We start from the raw sequence: 588 nt of genomic DNA, 5'->3' as shown, positions 1-588 counted from the left end.
GCAGTTCTCGCACACGAAGGCATGGCGTGCGTGCAGCAGTGGCTGGACAGAGTCCGCGAATACCGGCGCGAGATAAAGTTCGTCGCACAGCGCGAATGTGGCGGGCAGTCCGGCGGTGACCGGATGCTCGACCAGCACTTCAGCGGTGTAGGTGACATCGTGGCGATAGCCGGAATCTGGCATGGCCATGCCCTGCGCCTCGCCGGGCTGATACAGGAACCGCCCGCCCAGCATCTCCGCCATTCGGGCCATTCGGCCCAGCCGGCCAGCGCATGGTGCCACGCAACCGCCCCCTTTCCGGTAGCGAGATGGGCCCTGATCGCGGCCTTGTACCCTTCCGATGGCGGGCGGGTGGTCACCTTGCCATCGGCAAAAGTGTAGCCAGGCATATCGTAGAACAGGATCGCATCGGCCAGTTCTGCCGCACCCTGCGCCACCGCTTCCTCGGCCTCCGGGTGGATCAGGTGGGTTACCTGCCACCCGGAAAGGCTTTCCAACAGTGCGGCGAACGGTGCTTCCTCGTAAGGATGGCCACCGGACAGGACGAGCAGGCTCCGATCAGCTTGGGGCATCAGCTCAGGCGATCTT

Annotated in this window: 2 protein-coding genes; one reads left to right on the top strand and one right to left on the bottom strand. The window is 64.6% G+C overall.

Annotated features, from left to right (window positions below):
- The coding region (locus AC01FP_RS18765) for a hypothetical protein (RefSeq protein ID WP_474482430.1) at window positions 1-243 on the bottom strand (243 nt) is incomplete at its 3' end.
- Between the two features lie 29 nt (window positions 244-272).
- Here AC01FP_RS18765 and AC01FP_RS18760 point away from each other — a divergent pair.
- A partial coding sequence (locus AC01FP_RS18760) for a hypothetical protein (protein ID WP_474482428.1) occupies window positions 273-588 on the top strand: 316 nt, incomplete at its 3' end.

The sequence above is a fragment of the Cyanobium sp. NIVA-CYA 375 genome (assembly GCF_056108345.1).
This window is presented reverse-complemented; position numbering and strand designations above follow the sequence as displayed.